The organism is Pedobacter vanadiisoli (assembly GCF_042684385.1).
Taxonomy (GTDB): Bacteria; Bacteroidota; Bacteroidia; order Sphingobacteriales; family Sphingobacteriaceae; genus Pedobacter; species Pedobacter vanadiisoli.
In genome coordinates, this window is sequence record NZ_JBHULL010000014.1 from 118,363 (window position 1) to 135,547 (window position 17,185).

General features: G+C 37.9%; 12 protein-coding genes. 9 read left to right on the top strand and 3 right to left on the bottom strand.

Translation table 11 applies throughout. From position 1 onward, the window contains the following. The first annotated feature begins 15 nt into the window (after window positions 1-15). The 6 genes from ACFSR6_RS16890 to ACFSR6_RS16915 all read left to right on the top strand — a co-directional run bounded on the left by ACFSR6_RS16890 (window position 16) and on the right by ACFSR6_RS16915 (window position 7,758). Window positions 16-1,326 carry a UDP-glucose dehydrogenase family protein gene (locus ACFSR6_RS16890; RefSeq protein WP_379080942.1) on the top strand — a complete coding sequence of 437 codons (1,311 nt, stop codon included), beginning with the start codon at window positions 16-18 and terminating at the stop codon, window positions 1,324-1,326. Beyond that, window positions 1,326-2,315: a UDP-glucuronic acid decarboxylase family protein gene (locus ACFSR6_RS16895; RefSeq protein ID WP_379080943.1), complete on the top strand. Its 990-nt coding sequence runs from the start codon at window positions 1,326-1,328 to the stop codon at window positions 2,313-2,315. Before ACFSR6_RS16890 ends, ACFSR6_RS16895 begins: the two co-directional genes overlap by 1 nt. Continuing rightward, on the top strand, window positions 2,315-3,418 hold the full coding sequence (locus ACFSR6_RS16900) for a mannose-1-phosphate guanylyltransferase (protein WP_379080945.1): 1,104 nt from the start codon (window positions 2,315-2,317) through the stop codon (window positions 3,416-3,418). The genes ACFSR6_RS16895 and ACFSR6_RS16900 overlap by 1 nt, the downstream gene beginning before the upstream one ends. 270 nt (window positions 3,419-3,688) lie before the next feature. Beyond that, complete coding sequence (locus ACFSR6_RS16905; protein ID WP_379080947.1) at window positions 3,689-5,083, top strand: undecaprenyl-phosphate glucose phosphotransferase; 1,395 nt, start codon at window positions 3,689-3,691, stop codon at window positions 5,081-5,083. 12 nt (window positions 5,084-5,095) lie between these two features. Continuing rightward, on the top strand, window positions 5,096-6,022 hold the full coding sequence (locus ACFSR6_RS16910; protein ID WP_379080949.1) for a nucleotidyltransferase family protein: 927 nt from the start codon (window positions 5,096-5,098) through the stop codon (window positions 6,020-6,022). Between the two features lie 107 nt (window positions 6,023-6,129). After that, window positions 6,130-7,758 (top strand): gliding motility protein RemB, encoded by a 1,629-nt coding sequence (locus ACFSR6_RS16915; RefSeq protein WP_379080952.1) that lies wholly within the window; start codon window positions 6,130-6,132, stop codon window positions 7,756-7,758. 159 nt (window positions 7,759-7,917) lie between these two features. Here ACFSR6_RS16915 and dxs read toward each other — a convergent pair whose 3' ends face one another. Beyond that, window positions 7,918-9,846 (bottom strand): 1-deoxy-D-xylulose-5-phosphate synthase, encoded by a 1,929-nt coding sequence (gene dxs, locus ACFSR6_RS16920; protein WP_379080954.1) that lies wholly within the window; start codon window positions 9,844-9,846, stop codon window positions 7,918-7,920. Window positions 9,847-10,102: 256 nt separating this feature from the next. Here dxs and ACFSR6_RS16925 point away from each other — a divergent pair, with 256 nt between their 5' ends. The 3 genes from ACFSR6_RS16925 to glmS all read left to right on the top strand — a co-directional run bounded on the left by ACFSR6_RS16925 (window position 10,103) and on the right by glmS (window position 14,171). After that, a complete protein-coding gene (locus ACFSR6_RS16925; protein ID WP_379080956.1) occupies window positions 10,103-10,846 on the top strand; it encodes a segregation and condensation protein A in 744 nt (247 codons plus the stop codon). A gap of 62 nt (window positions 10,847-10,908) precedes the next feature. Continuing rightward, window positions 10,909-12,180 (top strand): serine hydroxymethyltransferase, encoded by a 1,272-nt coding sequence (gene glyA, locus ACFSR6_RS16930; RefSeq protein WP_379080959.1) that lies wholly within the window; start codon window positions 10,909-10,911, stop codon window positions 12,178-12,180. Window positions 12,181-12,332: 152 nt separating this feature from the next. Beyond that, window positions 12,333-14,171, top strand: a complete 1,839-nt coding sequence (gene glmS / locus ACFSR6_RS16935) for a glutamine--fructose-6-phosphate transaminase (isomerizing) (RefSeq protein WP_379080962.1) — start codon at window positions 12,333-12,335, stop codon at window positions 14,169-14,171. A 383-nt stretch (window positions 14,172-14,554) separates the two neighbouring features. On the opposite strand, the gene ACFSR6_RS16940 is transcribed toward glmS, so the two are convergent. Beyond that, window positions 14,555-15,928, bottom strand: a complete 1,374-nt coding sequence (locus ACFSR6_RS16940; protein WP_379080963.1) for a hypothetical protein — start codon at window positions 15,926-15,928, stop codon at window positions 14,555-14,557. Between the two features lie 61 nt (window positions 15,929-15,989). After that, window positions 15,990-16,688, bottom strand: coding sequence for a ComF family protein (locus tag ACFSR6_RS16945; RefSeq protein WP_379080966.1), 699 nt, complete (start codon window positions 16,686-16,688; stop codon window positions 15,990-15,992). Window positions 16,689-17,185: the final 497 nt, after the last annotated feature.

Sequence of the window (17,185 nt, forward strand, 5' to 3'; positions counted from 1 at the left end):
TTAGAAAGAATTTATATGAAAATAGCAGTAATTGGTACAGGCTATGTAGGGTTAGTAACCGGAACCTGTTTGTCTGAAACTGGTAATGATGTCATTTGTGTTGACATTAATGAGGATAAAATAAAAAAAATGCAAAATGGGGAAGTCCCAATTTACGAACCAGGTTTAGATTTATTATTTCATAGAAATATCGAACAGGGTAGATTACATTTTACGACCAATTTAGCTGAGGCTATTAAGCATGCGCAGATCATATTTATGGCATTGCCTACGCCTCCGGGAGGAGATGGTGCTGCAGATCTTTCCTATATTCTGGGAGCTGCCAACGATATCTCTAAATTGATAACCGATTATAAGATAATTATTAATAAATCTACGGTACCTGTAGGAACAGCCGATAAGGTAAAGGCGGTATTTGAAGCAAACACTAATATAGAAGTTGATGTAGTTTCTAATCCAGAGTTTCTAAGGGAAGGAGTTGCCGTTGAAGATTTTATGAAACCAGATCGTGTCGTTATTGGAACAAAAAGCGAAAAGGCGAAAAAACTACTAACTGAATTATATGAGCCTTATGTTCGTCAGGGGAACCCAATATTGTTTATGGATGAACGTTCATCAGAGCTTACAAAATATGCAGCTAATTCATTTTTAGCAACTAAAATTACTTTTATGAATGAGGTTGCAAATTTATGTGAGCTGGTTGATGCAGATGTTGATGCCGTTAGAAGGGGAATTGGCTCCGATGAACGTATTGGAAAGCGTTTCCTTTTTCCAGGTATTGGTTATGGTGGATCTTGTTTCCCTAAAGATGTACAGGCCTTGGTTAAGGCGGCTGATGAGAATGAATATGACTTCCAGATATTAAAATCTGTGATGGAAGTTAACGAGCGCCAAAAAACGATTTTGGTTGATAAAATATTAAAATATTATAAGGGAGACATAAAGGGTAAGCATTTTACGTTATGGGGATTGGCATTTAAACCTGAAACTGATGATATACGCGAGGCCCCAGCTTTATATATTATCGATGCTCTTGTAGCGCATGGTGCAACGCTTACTGTTTTTGATCCTGAAGGAATGGGAAATGTTAAAGCCCTTATTGGCGATAAAGTTATTTATTCCCCAGATCAATACGCAGCCTTAGCGGGTGCTGATGCTTTACTAATTGCTACTGAATGGTCACTTTTCCGTAATCCTGATTTTGAGAAGATTGATTCAATACTTAAAAATAAAGTTATTTTTGATGGACGAAACCTTTACAATCTGGATAAAATGATTGATATGGGATATTATTACAATAGCATTGGCCGTAAATTAATTAATTAATGGACATCAAGAAAATTTTGATTACCGGTGCAGCCGGTTTTTTAGGATCACACTTATGTGATCGATTTATAAAGGAAGGTTATCATGTTATTGGCATGGATAATCTGATTACTGGAGATCTCTCTAATATTGAGCATCTTTTTCCTCTAGCAAATTTTGAATTTTATAATCATGATGTTTCCAAGTTTGTGCATATCCCGGGAGACCTTGATTACATTTTGCACTTTGCCTCTCCTGCTAGCCCGATTGATTACTTGAAAATTCCAATACAAACACTCAAAGTAGGATCTTTGGGTACTCATAATTTATTGGGCCTTGCACGTGCCAAGGGAGCAAGAATGCTTATTGCCTCAACATCTGAAGTATATGGTGACCCAAGTGTAAATCCACAGCCGGAAGAATATTGGGGTAATGTTAATCCAGTTGGCCCACGTGGTGTTTACGATGAAGCCAAACGTTTTCAAGAAGCAATTACAATGGCCTATCATACTTTTCACGGAGTAGAAACTAGGATCGTAAGAATATTTAATACCTACGGACCAAGAATGAGGCTGAATGATGGACGTGTATTGCCAGCATTTATAGGGCAGGCATTAAGAGGAGAAGATCTTACTGTTTTTGGAGATGGTAGCCAAACGCGTTCTTTCTGTTATGTAGATGATTTGGTTGAAGGAATATATCGGTTATTAATGAGTAATTACGCACAACCCGTTAATATTGGCAATCCTGACGAAATTACCATCAAACAATTTTGCGAAGAAATTATCAAACTTACAGGTACATCTCAAAAAATCATTTATAAAGAATTACCTCAAGATGATCCAAAGCAAAGAAGGCCTGATGTTACAAAAGCAAGAGAAATTTTAGGCTGGGAGCCTAAAGTAGGCCGTGCTGAAGGTTTGAAAATAACTTATGAATACTTCAAATCATTACCTGCAAAGGCTTTGGAAAAAATCGAACATAAAAACTTTACCAATTATAATAAGTAATGGATAAGAAAAGTGATGTAAATGTATTAATTATGGCTGGTGGCGTTGGCTCTCGCTTTTGGCCTAAAAGTAGAAATCATTTTCCGAAACAGTTTATTGATATATTAGGTATTGGTAAATCATTATTACAATTAACCTATAATCGATTTTTAAATATTTGCGACAATGATCAGATTTATGTATTAACCAATGAAATCTATGCAGATCTGGTAGCGGAACAATTACCTCCAATTTTAAAGAAAAATATTCTTTTGGAACCAAGCCGTAATAATACAGCTCCTTGCATAGCATATGCTGCATATAAGATAGGAGCTGATAATCCATTTGCCAATATCGTAGTCGCACCTTCAGATCATTTTATTTTGAAGGAGGATGTGTTTTTAGATAAGATAAGATTAGCTTTAGACTTTAGTGCTAAAAATGATGCGTTATTAACATTAGGGATTAGTCCAACTAGGCCTGATACAGGTTATGGTTATATACAGTATCAAGATTCAGATATCAAGAATCAATGTGTATCAGGTGAAATTAAAAAGGTAAATGCCTTTATGGAAAAGCCCACTTTGAGTAAAGCAGAAGAATATCTACAAAGAGGAGATTATCTTTGGAATGCAGGAATATTCATTTGGTCAGCAGCTTCTTTGAAGAAAGCATTCGAAGAATATGCTTCTGAAATTGCGAGATTGTTCCAGAGCGGTTTATCTTTTTATAATACAATTGATGAGTCTAAGTTTATCGCTGAAAATTATTCATCGAGTCCAAATATTTCCATAGATTATGCTATCCTAGAGAAGGCAAATAATGTATATACAATCCCTGCCGATATTGGTTGGTCTGACTTGGGCACTTGGGTGTCGTTACATGCCATAGGAGAAAAAGATGCTGATAATAATATGGTCAATTTGGAAAAGATTCATTTAAAAGATACTTCGAACTGTATTATTCACTTGCCAAATGATAAGGCAGCTGTAATTAGAGGCTTAGATAACTATATTATAGTAGATGATGGGGAGGTGCTTTTGATTTACCCAAAATCTGATGAGCAAGAGATTAAACAGGTAGGTAAAGATATGGTAGCTAAACATGGCATAAAATACTCATAACAATGGGTAATTGATATGATGAAAAGTTCACAAGGATTGTGAACTTTTTTTGTATCTACCTATGAGGTTAATTAATCGACTATATATATATACAGTAATACTCTTCTTTTCTTTGCTTTTTTTTATCCTTATATTGTGCAATTATTACTGATTTTTATTTCAGTAATGATTATTTAACTTTGAATTAAAATTTTGGGCACTAACTTTGTTCATTATGATTCATTCAAAATAAAAACAAGAAATAAATGTTCAAGTTTTCTTTTTAAGCCTATGCAAACACGTTACTTATTTATTTTAAAATATCTTTTGCCCATAACAGATTTAATTATGGTTAATTTAGTGTATTTTTTTGCCTACGAATTTACCGAATACTTAGGTAAAAGCGTAAGTTCAGAATTGCAGTCGCACTATATTGTAGTTTGTAATCTAATTTGGGTTGTTTGTACAACGACTTTTGGTCTATACACCGAATATGGATCAAGAAGAATTGAAAGGATTTATCGTGGAACATGGAAAAGTGTTGTGTTTCATGCAGTTTTATTTTCTATATATTTATTTTTTTCTAAACAAAATGATTTTTCTAGATCATTTTTAATTGTGTTCTATGGCTCGTTAGGCATATTATTTTTATTGAATCGTTTTGTTGGAACATCGTTTCAATTTTTATTATTTAATCATCTGCGTGGAGTTAAGTCTGTTGCCATCATGGGAAATAATCAAACTGGTATACAACTAGCGACATATTTCGAGAAGCAGAGGTACATTGAGTTTCATGGATTTTTAGAAGTTAACAGTGAAGAGTACTTTGATGATAATGGTGTGCTCTCTGATTCGATTATTAGACAATTCGAAAATGCAGTAGAAAAAAACATTAAAGACATCTATGTAACCATTTCACCAGAAAGAATGGGAGATATAACTGCTCTTACACAGGAAGCAGAAAGGCAATGTGTTAGGCTTAAATTTATTCCAGATATAAGTGGAACTTTATTATCTCCCTTTAGTATTACTTACCTCGGAAATGAATTTCCTGTTATTTCGTTGAGACCGGAGCCGCTAGAGAAAATTAATCATAGATTTAAAAAGCGCTTGTTTGATGTTGTTTTTAGTACGTTAGTATTTGTCTTTCTGCTTTCATGGTTAATTCCACTCATTGCAATCATCATCAAATTGGAATCTAAAGGGCCGGTATTCTTTATGCAAAATAGAGCTGGGCGTAATAATGAAATTTTTAAAGTATTCAAATTTAGGAGCATGACTGTTACTGAGGGTGATGCTGGATTTAAACAAGCCACTAAGAATGATGCAAGGATTACAAAAGTTGGTGCTTTTTTAAGACGGACAAGTTTAGACGAACTTCCTCAGTTTTTAAACGTATTACTAGGAAATATGACTGTAGTTGGACCACGCCCCCACCCTCTAAAATTAAATGATCAGTATAATGAAATTATTGACCGTTATATGGTTCGCCACTTTGTAAAGCCAGGTATAACAGGTTGGGCTCAAGTAAATGGTTTTCGGGGAGAAACTGATGAACCTGGGAAAATGGAAAAACGTGTTGAATATGATATTTGGTATCTAGAAAATTGGTCAACAATGCTGGATGTAAAAATTATTTTTATGACCATCTTTAATATGGCCAAAGGTGAGGAGAATGCATTTTAACCATATCGTTTTATGAGTGCAAAACCGACCTTAATTATCTTGGCGGCTGGGATGGCTAGCCGTTATGGCGGAAATAAACAGACAGAATCGTTTGGGCCAAATGGCGAAACGATTTTGGAATATTCTGTTTATGACGCTATCAAGACTGGCTTTGGCAAAGTTATTTTTATTATCCGGGAAGAATTTGCTGAAGATTTTGCAGCAAAAGTTGAGCCTAAATTAAGTGATAAAATTGAAATTGATTACGCTTATCAATCCCTTGAAAGCTTTAGTAATGATATCGAATTTTCGAAAGAAAGAACAAAACCTTTTGGTACTGCACATGCGCTCCTTTGTTGCAAGGGCAAGGTGAGCGAGCCTTTCGCCGTAATTAATGCCGATGACTTTTATGGTTTGGATGCCTTTAATAGAGCCTATACATTTTTAACCCAGGAGATCCGGGATGATTTATTCGCCTGCCTAGGATATGAATTAAAGAATACCGTAAGCGAGTTTGGTGCTGTTACCAGAGGGGAGATTCAAACCAATGCAGTAGATGAAATTGTTTCGATCAATGAAAGGAAAGAGATCGTTTTAAAAGAAGGACGAATTTTAAGCATGGAAAAGGACCAACAGCAGATCTTGGCTGCCGATACGCAAGTGAGCATGAACTTTTTTTGTTTTACACCTGCTTTTATTGATTGGATGGAGGATAAGTACTATGCATTCTTATCTTCAAATAAGGGTGAGCTTAAGGCGGAATTTCTTATACCGGAAGTTGCTGATCAATTAATCAAAAGCGGTGAAGCCCGTATCAAAGTTATTGCTACGGATGCCAAGTGGTTTGGTGTTACTATTAAGGAAGATGCCGCCATTGTAAAAGAAGAACTTTTGAAACTTTCTAACGCACAAACTTACACTGTTGATCTTTGGAATATTAGTGCATCGATCATATTGTAATATTTTATTAAAGCCCGAAAGGACTTTTTTCCCTTGTCGAAATTTGATGAGCATCGTTAATTCCATAATTATTAACGTTCTTTGCCTTTTGAATTAAAATTTACCAAATGAAGAAAATCTTATTCCTCCTATTTTTAGTCATTTTCACTAATAAATTGAGCGCTCAAGCCGTGTATCAACCTTATTCGTTTCAGTTTTACCAAAAATTGAGTGGAGAAGTTTATAATCCCAATACAAGGATTCACAGTTCTTTAAAACCTTTTTTTATTGATGACAGTTTGTTACTTGATAAAAGTAGTGTGCTGTTAAGCATTGGCATAGACTCGACCAGAAAATCGTGGATATTGAGAAAATTATTTCAAGAGCATCTATTGGATATTCAGAAAGAAGACTATACCGTTTATGCCGATTTTCTGCCTGACTTCCAGATCGGTCGAGATGCATCGGGCAAAAGAAACACTTACTTAAATACCCGTGGTTATCAGGTTGGTGGTACCATAGGAAAGAAATTTTCGTTTTACACCAGTGGATTCGAAAATCAGGGACGTTTTGCAAATTACTATAGGAACTATATTGATCAAACCGGTATCGTTCCTGGTCAATCTTTTAACAGAGTAGGAGGGAAATATGGTCAGGGTTATAATCCTGATATCAATCCCCTAACTGCCGATTGGTCGTATGTAACCGCTACGCTGTCATACACACCATCTAAATATTTAAACATCACTGCTGGCTATGATAAAAATTTTGTAGGTGATGGCTATCGTTCATTATTATTATCTGACTATGCATCACCTTATCCATTCTTGAAATTGACCGGTAATTTGGGTAATGTTCAATATATGGTGATGTGGGCTGCTATGCAAGATCCAAGTGCTCCGAAATTATCATATGAAGCTGGTTTTAGAAAAAAAGGTGGCGTCTTCCATTATTTAGACTGGAATGTGAATAATCGCTTATCTATCGGATTCTTCGACTCAATTGTATGGGCACAAACTGATGATGCAGGAAATAACAGAGGTTTTGATTGGGGCTATGCCAATCCTATTATTTTCTTAAGACCGATTGAGGCTTCCAGCGGTTCACCAGATAATGCCTTGATAGGCTTTACCAGTAAATACAAATTCGCAAAAGAAGCTGTTGCTTATGGCCAATTCTCTCTGGATGAATTTCAGGCAAAAGAATTTTTCTCTTCTGATGGTAGTTCAAGAAATAAATACGCCTGGCAATTGGGTTTAAGAGGGGCTGATATATTTCATGTTGATGGATTAAACTATTTGTTAGAGTATAACACGGCAAAACCTTATACATTTTCATCACGTAAGCCAATTATTAACTATGCTCAATACGGTGAGCCCCTGGCACACCCAATGGGCGCAAACTTTAGAGAATTAGTTGGATTATTAAATTATTCTTACAAACGTTTCGATTTTAGTGGCGAATTAATGTATGCTAAATATGGCTTGGATGAAGCTGGGCAAAATTATGGCAAAAATATCTTCGAACCTTATACCGATGCGGTAAAAGCAAATGGAAATTATACTACCCAGGGCATCCGAACCGATCTTTTTTATGCTGAAGGAAGAGTAGCTTATGTAATTAATCCAAAATATAACCTGCGATTAGAATTGGGAGGTATATTAAGACGCGAGAGCAATAGCCTTGGTAAAAACAATACAGGTTTAATTACTTTCGGTTTACGCAGTTCGTTCAGGAATTTATATACAGACTTTTAAGGAAAGCCTACGAAATTATAAAGCCTCAGTTATTTTTTATAACTGAGGCTTTTTGTTTATTTATCTGGTCATCCTGAGATAATGAGATAATAAGAGGGTCGTTCCTTTTAACGTTAAGATTCTTCGCTGCGCTCAGAATGACAAAGAATACGACAAGCCCTAACCTGCCATGCTATCAGTGGTTCTTTTTACAGCGACTTTTCTAACTGCTTCGATAATAGCATTTTTATCATAACCACATTCAGCCCAAAGTTCGGCCTGTTCGCCATGTTCTATAAACCGGTCCGGTATACCCAAACGGATTACATTGGCATGGTAACCATGATCGGCCATAAATTCCAATATTGCAGCACCTATACCACCAGGTAAAGAGCCGTCTTCTACTGTAATTACATGTTTATACTTAGCAAAAACTTCGTGTAATAAAGCTTCATCTAAAGGTTTAATAAAACGAAGATCGTAATGCGCCGGATAGAAACCTTCGCTGTTCAGTTCAGCACGGGCCTCAACAGCAAAATTGCCTACATGCCCAATGGTTAATAAAGCAACATCTTCGCCATCACAGATTTTACGTCCTTTGCCGATTTCTAAGGCCTTAAATGGTCTTTTCCAATCGGGCATTACACCATTACCACGTGGATAACGGATTACAAAGGGACCAATGTTTTCCTGTTGAGCAGTAAACATGAGGTTTCGTAGCTCTTCCTCGTTCATTGGCGAAGAAACAACCAGATTTGGAATGCAGCGCATATAAGCAATATCGTAAGCACCATGGTGGGTTGCACCATCGGCACCTGCCAGGCCTGCTCTGTCCAAGCAGAACACCACATTCAGTTTTTGGATGGCTACATCATGAATAACCTGATCATAAGCCCTTTGCATAAAACTCGAATAGATATTACAGAAAGGAACCATGCCCTGAGCGGCTAACCCGGCTGAGAAGGTTACAGCATGTTGTTCGGCAATCCCCACATCAAATGCACGTTTTGGCATCGCTTTCATCATAATATTTAACGATGAACCTGATGGCATCGCAGGGGTAATACCCACAATTTTATCATTGGCCTCGGCCAGTTCTACCATGGTATGCCCAAAAACATCCTGATATTTTGGCGGCTGTGGTTTATCCGGAATACTTTTTTTAATTTCACCGGTTATCTTATCGAACAAACCAGGGGCGTGCCACTTCGTTTGATCTTTTTCAGCCAGTGCAAAGCCCTTACCTTTTACCGTAATGCAATGTAAAAGTTTAGGCCCCGGAATGGCAGATAAGTCTTTTATGATTTGAGCCAAACGTTTAACATCATGGCCATCAACCGGACCAAAATACCTGAAATTTAAAGCTTCAAATAAATTACTCTGTTTAAGTAAGGTACCTTTAATGCTTTTCTCAATTTTCTTTACATATTTATGCGCATTAGGCCCAAGTTTAGAAAGCCCGGTAAGCACATGAGAAATATCATCACGGAAACGGTTGTACGATTTTGAAATGGTAATGCTCGTTAAATACTCTTTAAGGGCACCCACATTCGGGTCAATAGACATGCAGTTGTCGTTCAGGATCACGAGTACATTGCTGTTTTCAATCCCGGCATGGTTTAATCCTTCGAAAGCCAAACCTGCAGTCATGGCACCATCGCCGATAACCGCAACATGTTGTCTGTCAGTTTCTCCTTTTAACTGCGAAGCTACAGCCATGCCCAAAGCGGCCGAAATAGAAGTAGAAGAGTGGCCTACGCCAAAGGTATCGTATTCGCTTTCTGAAATTTTCGGAAAACCGCTAATGCCGCCGTATACGCGGTTGGTATGGAATAAATCCCTGCGGCCGGTTAGTATTTTATGCCCGTATGCCTGATGGCCAACATCCCAAACCAACTTATCGTAAGGAGTGTTCAATGCATAGTGTAAGGCTACTGTTAATTCAACAACACCCAAACTGGCGCCAAAATGGCCACCGTTTACACTTACTACATCAATAATATACTGTCGTAATTCCTGGCTTATTTGTTCTAAGTCAGTTTCGCTATATTGCTTTAAATCAGCAGGATAGTTGATTTTAGATAATAGGGGGCCAGCTTTTACTTGCATTCGAAATTTATGGTAAAAAACAAGACACAAAGTAAGGTAAATTTGTTTTAATATAGAAGAGAAAAATAGTGCTTTATTATAGCGGGCTAAGTGGCTGCTGTTTAGCGGTGACTATTAAGAAAGTGACCATTTATATTGAGTAGGTAGCGTTGAGCGGTAAGGGTTTGTGTATAGCAGCCAATAATCAGTCTGGGGCGTTCTGAATCGGAATTAGGCTGTAATGACCTAAAAATTTTCACTATGTTTGTTGCTACACATGCAGGCAGAGAATTTTGAAATAAAGCTTCCGGTATTTGAAGGTCCCTTCGATCTGTTGTTGTTCTTTATTGAACGTGATGAACTTAATATACAGGATGTTGAGATTGCGAAGATTACCAACGACTTTCTGGCCTACATACACAAGCTCCTGGCTTTAAATGTAGAAGTTGCCAGCGAATTTATTTTGGTTGCCGCAACTTTAATGCGTATCAAATCTAAAATGCTCCTGCCAAGGATCGAGGTGGATGAAGCCGGAAATGAAATCAACGCAGAGCAGGACCTGATTGCCCGGCTGATTGCTTATAAACAGTTTAAATCTGCCTCAGAAGAAATGAAGGTTTTAGAGGAGGAACGCTTAAAGCAGGATCAACGGGGCAACATTGCTTTCGACCTTACACTGGCTGCCGAATCTTCCTCTCATCAGGATGAGCTTTTATCGTTAGACCTGTATAAACTTTTAACCGTATATCACCGCACCATGCAGAAATATGAACTGCGTAGCGAAGAGGTTAAGCATACGGTAGTGCAGTACCCATACACTATAGAACAGCAAAAATACGTTATTGCCAACCTGCTTGATATCAATAAACAGATTGATTTTGCCTTGGTGCTTAAAAATTCAGAAAATAAGGTGCATTTCGTGTATAATTTTCTCGCCATTTTAGAAATGTTGCAACAACAGATCGTAGAGATAACCATTGGTAGCGGCTTTAACAACTTTAATGTGAAAGCATTATCCTGATACGGCTTAAATTAAATTTGAAATCCGTACTTTTGCAAAAAAAATACAAACCTCATATAACAATGACACGCGACAACCAAATTTTTGAACTTATCGATAAAGAATTAAACCGCCAAGAGCATGGTTTAGAGCTTATTGCATCAGAAAACTTTGTAAGCAAGCAGGTAATGGAAGCTGCCGGATCGGTGCTGACCAACAAATATGCCGAAGGCTTGCCAGGAAAACGTTACTATGGCGGTTGCCAGGTAGTAGATGTAGTAGAGCAGATCGCTATCGACAGGGCCAAAGAATTGTTTGGTGCAGCTTGGGTAAATGTTCAGCCACACTCTGGTGCACAGGCGAATGCAGCTGTAATGCTTGCAGTATTGCAACCAGGCGATAAAATTTTAGGTTTCGATCTTTCTCATGGAGGTCACTTAACCCATGGTTCTCCTGTTAACTTCTCGGGTAAATTATACCAGCCTTTATTTTATGGAGTGGAGAAAGAAACCGGATTGATCGATTATAAAAAATTGGAAGAAGTTGCCTTGGCCGAAAAACCAAAACTGATTATCTGTGGTGCCTCTGCTTACTCTCGCGAATGGGATTATGCATTTATCCGTTCGGTAGCAGATAAAATAGGGGCTTTGGTTTTAGCCGATATTTCTCACCCTGCAGGTTTAATTGCCAAAGGTTTATTGGCGAACCCGCTTCCTCATTGCCATATTGTTACCACCACCACCCATAAAACCTTACGTGGCCCACGTGGCGGTATGATTATGATGGGACAGGACTTTGAAAACCCATGGGGATTAAAAACACCAAAAGGCGAAATCCGGATGATGAGTAATCTGCTTGATATGGCTGTTTTTCCAGGTACACAAGGTGGCCCATTAGAGCATATTATTGCAGCCAAAGCAATTGCTTTCGGTGAAGCTTTAAGCGAGGAGTACGGGACCTATATTAAACAAGTTGCCGCTAATGCACAGGCCATGGCTAAAGCATTTGTAGCTAAAGGTTACGGCATTATTTCTGGCGGTACCGATAACCACCTGATGTTGATCGACCTTCGAAATAAAAATATCACCGGCAAATTAGCCGAGAACGCTTTAGAAAAAGCAGAAATCACGGTGAATAAAAATATGGTGCCATTTGACGATAAATCGCCGTTTGTAACCTCTGGTATCCGTGTAGGTACTGCTGCTATTACTACCCGCGGCTTAAAAGAGGCCGAAATGGAACAGATTGTTGAATTAATCGATAGGGTTTTGACCAATCCTGAAGATGAAAACACCCTTAATACGGTGAAAGCTGAAGTGATTAAATTAGTGAGTGCATTCCCGCTATATAGTTAAGCATAGCTAATTCGATTTAGCGATTATATATTAAAAGCAGTTACATAAGTTGTAGCTGCTTTTTTGTTTTAACAAAAAGATCTTTAGCGCTTAATGCTATAAAACAAACGTTTGTTTTATATATTTATCCCAAATTAATTAGGATATAAATTATGTGTGGAATAGTAGGCTATATTGGCTATAGAGAAGCCTGGCCGATTGTACTTAAGGGCCTTAAAAGATTAGAATATCGGGGTTATGATAGTGCGGGTATAGCATTAATCAACGAAAATGGAGAGCATATCTATAAAAAAGCGGGTAAGGTAGCCGTTTTAGAGGAGTTTGCTTCAGGTCAGGATAAGTCTGGTACTATTGGCATGGGCCATACCCGTTGGGCAACCCATGGTGTTCCTTCTGACCGTAACTCCCATCCGCATACCTCCAATAATGGTAAACTATCTATTATCCATAATGGCATTATTGAAAACTATGCGACTTTAAAAGAGGAACTGATTAACCGGGGGCACGAATTTAAAAGCGATACCGATACGGAGGTATTGATTCACCTGGTAGAAGAAATCCAGAAAATTGAAAACATTGATCTTTTGGAAGCTGTTCGTTTGGCTTTAAGAGAAGTAATCGGCGCTTACGCCATTGTGATTATGGACCAGGAACATCCTGATCGCTTAATCGCTGCCAGAAAAGGTAGTCCGATGGTAATCGGTGTAGGACAGGGAGAATACTTTATCGCTTCGGATGCAACACCAATTATCGAATACACCAAAAATGTAGTTTATTTGAATGATAATGAAATTGCGCTGATTACCAGAGAAGATCTTCTGATTAAAAGACTGGATAATGTGATACAAACGCCATTGATCCAGGAGCTACAGTTAAAGTTGGAAATGCTGGAAAAGGGTGGTTTCGATCATTTTATGCTCAAAGAAATTTATGAGCAACCACGTTCTGTTAAAGATTGTATGCGTGGCCGCATTTACCCCGAAAAAGGAAAAGTGCAACTTGGGGGGATCAAAGAATTTGCAGAGAAACTAAAAAATATAGATCGTATTATCATTGTAGCCTGCGGAACATCATGGCATGCAGGCCTGGTTGGCGAATACCTGATCGAAGAATATGCACGTATTCCGGTCGAGGTTGAATATGCTTCTGAGTTTAGGTACAGAAATCCGATCATTACTGAAAAAGATGTGGTAATTGCCATTTCACAATCTGGAGAAACGGCCGATACCATGGCAGCCATAGAGATGGCTAAAGAACGTGGGGCAACCATTTTTGGGATATGCAATGTTGCAGGTGCCTCCATTCCGCGTTTAACTCACGCAGGCGTTTATACCCATGCTGGGCCCGAAATCGGTGTGGCTTCTACAAAAGCGTTTACCGCACAGGTTACGGTTTTAACTTTAATGGCCTTTTATATGGCCCAGCAAAAAGGGACCATTACCACTTCGAAACTGATCGAACTTTTAACAGAGCTCGATAATATTCCGGAAAAGATCCAGGTTGCTTTAGAATCTAACGATCTGATTAAAGAAGTTGCGGCAAAAATCAAAGATTCTACCAACTGTTTGTTTTTAGGCAGGGGTAGCGGTTTTCCAGTAGCACTGGAAGGTGCTTTAAAGCTAAAAGAAATTTCATATATCCATGCAGAAGGTTATCCTGCGGCAGAGATGAAACATGGCCCTATTGCTCTGATTGATGAAGAAATGCCGGTAGTTTTTATTGCTACCCAGAATTCATCATACGAAAAAGTGATCAGCAATATACAGGAAGTGAAAGCAAGGAAGGGTAAGGTGATTGCCATTGTTACTGAAGGCGATACAGAAGTAAAGAAAATGGCCGATTACTGTATCGAAATTCCCGATGCGAACGAAGCTTTCCTGCCTTTATTGGCTACCATCCCACTTCAATTGTTATCATACCACATTGCAGTGATGAGAGGTTGTAACGTAGATCAGCCAAGAAACCTGGCTAAATCGGTAACTGTAGAATAATTTGCAACACAACAAAACAAATAGATAAAGCAGCTGCATTAATTTGTAGCTGCTTTTTTGATCATAGGAGTATATACATACTGGTTTTGTTAACTAACCGACTGAAAGGATGCTGCATTGAATAGTATATTTTTTGATACCATAAACTAAAACGACAGGAAGAAAAGCGTTACCCCGGCTGCCCATGAGCACCAGCATTCATTTTCAAAAAACAATGAGTATTGGGGAAGAGAGGAATGATCAGAAAATATCTTAAATCATGGTAAAAGTAAAGGGCCGATATTCTTTAGAAGAAATATCGACCCTTACCATCTAAATTAACGCTCTCGAATATATAAACGATATTTTTTGCTAAATTGTTTTAGGGAAATAAAAAAAAGTGATTATTTTTCGTAACTCCCTAAGGTTGAGGGAGAAATTCTTGCATTGCCTTTTATATCTTTATTAAGGTAACCGGTAAAATAAGGGTCGTTACTTAAATCAGCACCTTTTTTTCTGACCTGACTATTTGCCGATAGCTCAAAATTTTCCGTTTCCTTATTGATAAAAGAAGGATCAATATTCAAAATATTACCATTGCTGCTATAAGTATTGTTGGTAGATCGGATCAAATTATTCCATAAATTGAGCTGAATTGTTGCCGAGGTTTTCTTTTGGATCTCCAGTTCATTCGTTAAACTGCCCCAAATGATATTGTTCGTTAAATCTATTTGGAGTTTATTATATGCATTTGCCGACAAATAATCTGAAAAACTCAATGAGGCTGTTTTACGCGGGAAGTTTAAATTGTAACCGGCAAAGGTATTCTGTTTTAGGTTGTAATTCCCACCTCCAACAGCATATATTAAGTAATTCCCACAGTTATAAATTACATTATTAAAAGCGAGCAGTTCGGTATGGTAGCCAATATAAGCGGCCACCTGCATATTTTTGATCATGCTATTGCTTAGAATCAATTTGGGACTGTTGTTTATGGATAAAGAATCGGAAGTAATGCCAACAGATGCATTTTTGATGATCGCATTTCTGATCTGTCCGTATCCGGTCTGTCTTAAGAAAATTCCTTTCCATTGGCCCGGTTCTTCAGCGTACAGTTTTTCCAACCTATCGCTACAAAACAATACCGGGTTGGTAACAGTTCCATTAACCAGTAAACTTCCTTCTATATTTAAACAGGCATCTTTATGGAAATAAATTTTAGCTCCGGGTTGTATAGTTAATGAACTTCCATTGTTAATGGTTAAAGATCCGTCGATAATATAAGGTAAAGCATCTGTCCAAGTGGTATTGGTATTAATTGTCGATTGATTAATAAACACCGCATTTTGTCCGTAAGCCAAGAGCTGAATTACCTGTTTATTCCCATTTGTATTTAATATGATAGAATCTTGAACCAGGAAGGGCAGATTGTTTGCGTTTGGGTCGATCGAAACTTTAACAAAAAGATTTATGGAGTCCTGGCCGTTTATGATAAGGTCATTTTTGTTCTGGATTTGCTCCCCGTTAATATTAATGCTAAATGCTGAAGTATTGCCGCCTGCTAATCTGATTTCTGATACTTTAACCGCATCATTATTTCTGTTGACAATTTTTATTCTTTTGGTTGTTGAGCCTACCGAGGTAAAAATGGTGTCAAACAATATCTCTTGATTAGAAATGTTTAGTTTCGCATTTGAGTCTGTGGTGATGTGTTCTCCCTTCCGGCAAGCTGAAGCGGCGAATAACATCAAAAATACTATGCCAATATTTAAACGCATAAATCAAACTTAGAAAAATGTTTGGCTACTCACAACAGCTCTTAAATCGTATACTCCTAATTTATTCTGCAAAGGCAAGAGCTGCAATGCTCACTTTTGCTGCCCCAACGGCTAAGAGCGCATTTGCACAGGCCTCAAGTGTTGCTCCGGTAGTAATCACATCATCAACCAGTAGAATATGTTTGCCGCTTATGCTTTCTGCAGAGTTTACCTGAAAAACGTCTTTCATGTTTTGGTAACGATTATACCTGCTTTTTTTGGTTTGGCTTTCTGTAGCTTTATTCCGGACTAAAATTTCTTCGCTAAATTCGATTTTCATTTCCTGTGCTATGCCTTCGGCTATAAAAGTGCATTGATTGTAGCCTCTATGCTTATATTTTTTATGATGCAAAGGAACCGGGATAATTAAATCGATATTCTGGTAAATGGCGCTGATTTTTAATCTTTCGCCAAGCATACTCCCCAATACTACGCCAACATCAGTTCCGCTGTTATATTTTAAGTTGTGGATTAAGTTTTGAACTTTTGCCCCTTTTCTAAAATACAACATGGCCATGGCGGCGTTTAGCGGCACCCTCCCCCACAATTGTTTTGCAACCCTGTTTTCCTCATGTTGGTGATAATCTGTAAAGGGAAGGTCGTACAGGCATTTCGTGCAGATAAGATGTTCGTTATGGTACAACGCTTCACCACAGGCATTGCAGAGGTTGGGAAATAATAAACCAACTAAATCATTATACCATTGTTTAACCTGTAGCATATACTAATTTATAAAAAAATTGTGAGGATATGGTATCGTGCACGGAATACTTTATAGTGCATGTTACTTATATTGTTTTTCAGCAAAGCCTTTTCCTGTGCTACTTTGCAAGTGATTTCTCGCTTTCCATTTCAATCGCTTGCCCGTACAGGCCGGGGGTTAGGTGGGCTTGCCTGAGGAAACCTGATAGGTTTGAATAGCTAAAAAGCTTGCTTAAACAGCGGGGAGTTCCAATTGTTTTGCGTGGATTAATATTATTTCCTGCTGTAAACCATAGGTTTACCGAATTCTGTTCAATATTTTGATTCAAAGTCTTTGCGGGGGTGATAATTTTTTCTACCTTTGCAACCCGCTTCGGAAGGAAGGGGGGCTGGGTAAAACCGGTATATTGAAATTGCAGGGCGAGGAAAAAACAGGGGCTGAAAAAATAAAAATTATTTTATTTGGAAGTTTAAAAAAGTTGCTTACCTTTGCACTCCCAACCGAAAGGAAGGGAT